General features: G+C 39.2%; 5 protein-coding genes. All 5 read right to left on the bottom strand.

Translation table 11 applies throughout. The features are described from left to right. Positions 1 to 264: 264 nt before the first annotated feature. On the bottom strand, positions 265 to 777 hold the full coding sequence (locus CWB66_RS18955) for a ClbS/DfsB family four-helix bundle protein (protein ID WP_138586582.1): 513 nt from the start codon (positions 775 to 777) through the stop codon (positions 265 to 267). Between the two features lie 182 nt (positions 778 to 959). Then, positions 960 to 1,823: an RNA polymerase sigma factor RpoH gene (rpoH, locus tag CWB66_RS18950; protein ID WP_077536880.1), complete on the bottom strand. Its 864-nt coding sequence runs from the start codon at positions 1,821 to 1,823 to the stop codon at positions 960 to 962. Positions 1,824 to 2,118: 295 nt separating this feature from the next. Next, the gene (gene ftsX / locus CWB66_RS18945; RefSeq protein ID WP_138586581.1) at positions 2,119 to 3,105 is read right to left on the bottom strand and encodes a permease-like cell division protein FtsX; all 987 of its coding nucleotides are present in this window, start codon (positions 3,103 to 3,105) and stop codon (positions 2,119 to 2,121) included. Beyond that, positions 3,102 to 3,779 (bottom strand): cell division ATP-binding protein FtsE, encoded by a 678-nt coding sequence (gene ftsE, locus CWB66_RS18940; RefSeq protein WP_077536878.1) that lies wholly within the window; start codon positions 3,777 to 3,779, stop codon positions 3,102 to 3,104. The genes ftsX and ftsE overlap by 4 nt, the downstream gene beginning before the upstream one ends. An 85-nt stretch (positions 3,780 to 3,864) precedes the next feature. Beyond that, the coding region (ftsY, locus tag CWB66_RS18935; protein ID WP_138586580.1) for a signal recognition particle-docking protein FtsY at positions 3,865 to 4,943 on the bottom strand (1,079 nt) is incomplete at its 5' end.

The raw sequence follows: 4,943 nt of genomic DNA, 5'->3' as shown, positions 1-4,943 counted from the left end.
AATAAATGCCAAACATGCGCTGCCCTTTGGGTTCTTTCTAGGGACGATTAACTCTTTGTTGCTCGATTTTTACTTAGCCCACTAGGTTACAAACCTCGCGCCGCGATTAAATCGCCCCTAGATTGAACAAATTTCAATCCACAAAGGTCAATACGCCCTAGGTAAAGTTGAGTGAAAGAATATAGCAAGCAATAAGTTAAAATTAAAAAAATAACACTCAAAAAGTACTGAGTATTTAAATTTTAAATATCATATGATCTACTGCTATATTTGATTGATTTTCTTAAACCGCCTCACTTTTGCGCGCATATTTTTCATGGGTGAAGATGTATTTAGCTGAATCATCTTACCTAGCGTATATTTTTCATACCAAGCAGTGCCATAAAGACTATGATTATCTAAGGACTCTATAAGCGATAATATTTTAGCTATTGTCACTGCAAACTCTAAAATCAAATGACTATATGACCAGCTTTTAAACTGTAATTGAAAGTATTGAGCCAATTGACCTAACTCATTCCATTTATACCCAGTCTCTGGAAAATTAACATCAGAACCTTCTGACTTTAATTGGTGCCACTTTAACACTAGCTGGCCCCAACCAATAAGGTAAGCGAGTGTATCTGCAACATTAATTATCGCTCCTTTAACATTACCCTCGATACCATTTTTGTGTGCATACTCTTTTGGAATTGATAAATAGTCTTCAAGTATTTTTTCAGAGTTTAGTTTTATCGCTCGATACAATTCTTCTTTATTTTTAGGCACTGATGACATTGTGAAACCCTCCTATGTAATAGCACATTTAAAAATCGAAAAAATTAGCGGGTCGCTATAGTTTATGCGCACCTGTTCAGCTTATTTCAACTGACTTTACTGCCTCAAAGCAACCTATTACAAAAACAAAAAAGCCCCGCATTTTCATGCAGGGCTTTTAAAATTTGTTACTCAAATCACTATTAGCTCATAGCGCTTTGTAGCTTTTTCATCGCTGTTTTTTCAAGCTGACGAACACGTTCAGCAGATACACTGTACTTTTGTGCAAGCTCTTGAAGAGTTGCCTTGTCGTCAGACAACCAACGTGCGCTAACAATATCTTGTGAGCGTTCATCAAGTGTTTTAAGTGCGCTAAATAAACGCGTATGCGCCTGCTCTTTCCACTGTTGCTGTTCAACGTCATCAGCTAAATCAGCTGCGCCGTCAGTCAAGTATTGTACGGGTGAATAAGTGCTTGTTGGTGCGTTATCGTCATCATCACCAGTTAAGTCAAAGCCCATGTCTTGGCCGCTCATACGCGATTCCATTTCACGCACTTCTTTTTCACTCACACCTAGCTCGCTTGCCACAGTGCTTACTTCAGCTTGATTAAACCAACCTAAGCGTTTTTTATTTTTGCGCAGATTAAAAAATAATTTACGTTGTGCTTTGGTCGTTGCAACTTTAACAATACGCCAATTTTTAAGCACGAACTCATGAATTTCTGCTTTAATCCAATGCACTGCAAACGATACTAGACGAACACCTACGGTAGGGTCGAAACGCTTTACCGCTTTCATCAGGCCAATGTTGCCCTCTTGAATTAAGTCTGCTTGTGGCAAACCATAACCCGAGTAGCTTTTAGCAATATGCGCTACAAAACGTAAATGCGACATAATGAGTTGCTTTGCAGCACTAAGATCGCCTTCTTCCTGAAGCCTCTTGGCAAGCTCTTGCTCTTCTTCAACTTTAAGCATAGGGATAGTGCTTACCGCTTGAAGGTAACCGTCCATGCTTGCGCTTTGTTGTCCGACTGTAAGTGCCATTGCGTATAAATCTTTACTCATTTTTCACCTCGGTGATAAACATTTGAAACCATCTTAGCACTCTTTACCTAAGAGTGCTAACCCCAATTTAAAACTTTTTTGAATCATAAATCAAGAGGTTTTTAGCGTTATTTAAGTCTACTATAAGCGACTGAATAAGTGATGAATTAAGGCGCTGTAAGGGCTTAACCTTAGCGCAGCACATCGTTTACAACTCATTACTTAAAATGGAGAATAGTACAAAATTATGACAGTTTTAATAATGGGGGTATAACCCAGCTCAACAGCATACGCATATCGAGCTGGGTTGGTTCACTTATACTTTGTCGGGTTCTATTTCTTTAATATAACGATTTACAGAAAGGTATGAGCCAATAAAGCCTAAGCTTGTTGCAAGTAAAACCAAAAATCCAAATTCTTTTAATGACAAGCCAATCAACGAAAAACTAGTTTGATAAACCCCTGCAACAGTACTTACGGCAGAAGATAGCCACCACATCATCAAAGCCACCGATACAAAAGCGAATAACCCGCCAATAACGCCATACCAAATACCAGTCCATAAAAATGGCGCATGAATAAATGTATTGGTAGCCCCTACCAGTTTCATTACTTGTATTTCTTCTTTTTTATCCATAATAGATAAACGAATAGTATTACCAATAATAAGCGTAACCGAAGTCAATAATAGTAGCGTGATTGTTATTACACTTTCTTTTAGTAAGCTAAGGAGTGCATTTAAACGCTCTAACCAAGCTATATCTAGCTTACCAAAATCAACCTCACGCTCATTTTCAAGCTTGGTTAAAAGTGCTTTAGCTGCGTTAGGTTGACTATGGCGCTTAGTAGGCGTTATAAGCACAACATCAGGAAGTGGATTACTATCTAAGTACTCTAACGCTTGCCCAAACCCTGACACATCTTTAAATTCTGTCAGCGCTTGCTGCTTTGAAATAAACGTCACACTTTCAATTTCTGGGTAAAGTGCCAGTCGTTTAACTAAGGTTTGTGTTTGTTGCTCGTTCATTGTCTCTTTTACAAACAATGATATTTCGCTCGCTTCTTCAAATCCGCTACTGACTTGTTGAACATTTTTAACCACTAAATAAAGTGTGGCAGGCAGCGTCAGGCTCAGCCCCAAAACGGCTATAGTCATCATTGACGCTAAAGGTGTACGCCACATTTCACCAAGACTGTGCACACCTTGGCGAAAAATATTAATAATAAAAAAGTAACCGCCAGCCAAGATAGATTTTTTTTGCTTTTCGTTTTTATTATGACGACCTTTAAACAGTAAGCTCATAATGCCCCCTCTGCTAAGGGATCTTGAAGCATTCGCCCCTCTTTCAAGGTTAAACTTCTGTATTTCATGCGCGCAACCAAACCTAAATCGTGTGTAGCAATAAGCACCGTTGTACCGTGTTTATTAAAGTCTTCAAATAATCGCAAAATTTCCATTGAAAGCTCAGGATCCAAATTACCAGTCGGCTCGTCGGCTAATAAAATTGGCGGAGAGTTTACAATAGCACGAGCAATACCAACACGTTGCTGCTCGCCTCCTGAAAGCATAGACGGGTGACACTTTATTTTATCAATTAAACCCACCTTATCGAGTGCAGCATGAACACGCTTTGCAATTTGGTTGTGGTGAGTACCTTCAATAATTAATGGTAATGCCACGTTATCAAATACGCTATAGCGTTCTAATAAACGATGATTTTGAAAAATAATGCCAATATCACGACGAACATAAGGAACTTGGCGTGAGTTAACCTTATTTAAATCAACACCGTTAATAAATACATTACCCGCTGACGGGCGTTCCATTAAACTAATCAACTTTAATAACGTACTTTTACCCGCCCCACTGTGGCCAGTTAAAAACGCCAGTTCACCTTGTTTGATATGAAAATTAACTTTTTCGAGAGCGCGATGCCCTCCTGGATATGTTTTACTTACTTGCTGAAAATTTATCATTTTTTATTATGCCAACCTCATCAAAAACACAAATGCAATTGGTATTCCTCGCAATTAAAAAGGGAGCAAGCTCCCTTTTGGTAAATTAAACGTCGTCCTCATCTTGGCTAAATAGTGCATCAATAAAGTCGTCACTCTTAAAAGTGCGTAAATCATCAATGCTTTCGCCAACACCAATATAACGAATTGGGATATTAAATTTATCAGCCACAGCAAAAATAACACCGCCCTTTGCCGTGCCATCAAGTTTTGAAAGGGTAATGCCCGTTAAACCAACACATTGATTAAACAAATTCACTTGGCTGATAGCATTTTGACCTGTTCCAGCATCTATTGTTAGCATCACCTCATGCGGCGCATCTGGGTCTATTTTTTTCATTACGCGTGCTATTTTTTCAAGCTCTTGCATTAAATTATCTTTATTTTGCAAGCGACCCGCTGTATCGGCGATTAACACATCAATCTTGCGAGCTTTAGCAGCTTGAAATGCATCAAAAACAACAGACGCACTATCAGCACCTGTGTGCTGCGCAATAACAGGAATACTATTGCGCTCACCCCATACCTGTAATTGTTCAACGGCTGCGGCTCTAAACGTATCACCAGCAGCCAACATAACTGACTTGCCTTCACTTTGAAATTGCTTAGCTAGTTTACCTATAGTGGTTGTTTTACCTACACCATTTACGCCCACCATTAATATAACAAACGGCTTTTTATCAACAGGTATAACTAAAGGCTGCTCTGCAGTTTTGAGCATGGTTGCCATTTCTTGCTTCATCAGCTCATAAAGCGCATCACCATCTTTTAGCTGCTTACGATTTGCGCCATCAGTTAATCGGTCGATTAACTTCATGGTAGTGTCAACACCTAAATCGGCAGTTAATAGTTGGGTTTCAAGTTCTTCAAATAAATCATCGTCTATTTTTTTGCCGCTGAATATTGATGCAAACCCAGAACCAATATTAAGACGAGTTTTTAACAGGCCTTTTTTAAGACGAGAGAAAAACCCTTCTTTTTTAGGTTTCTCTGCTTGTTCAGCCGTAATACGTGCTTGCTCTAAACGATCGCTCTCTGCTTTTTCGGCTGCAATACGTGCTTGCTCTAAACGCTCGTTCTCTGCTTTTTCAGCTGCAGTTCGGGGGTGCTGTATGGGGGGGTTGG

The sequence above is a fragment of the Pseudoalteromonas sp. S558 genome, from assembly GCF_005886635.1.
Classification (GTDB): Bacteria; Pseudomonadota; Gammaproteobacteria; order Enterobacterales; family Alteromonadaceae; genus Pseudoalteromonas; species Pseudoalteromonas aliena.
The sequence above is the reverse complement of the archived record's forward strand: the minus strand, read 5'-3'. Positions and strand labels throughout refer to the sequence as shown.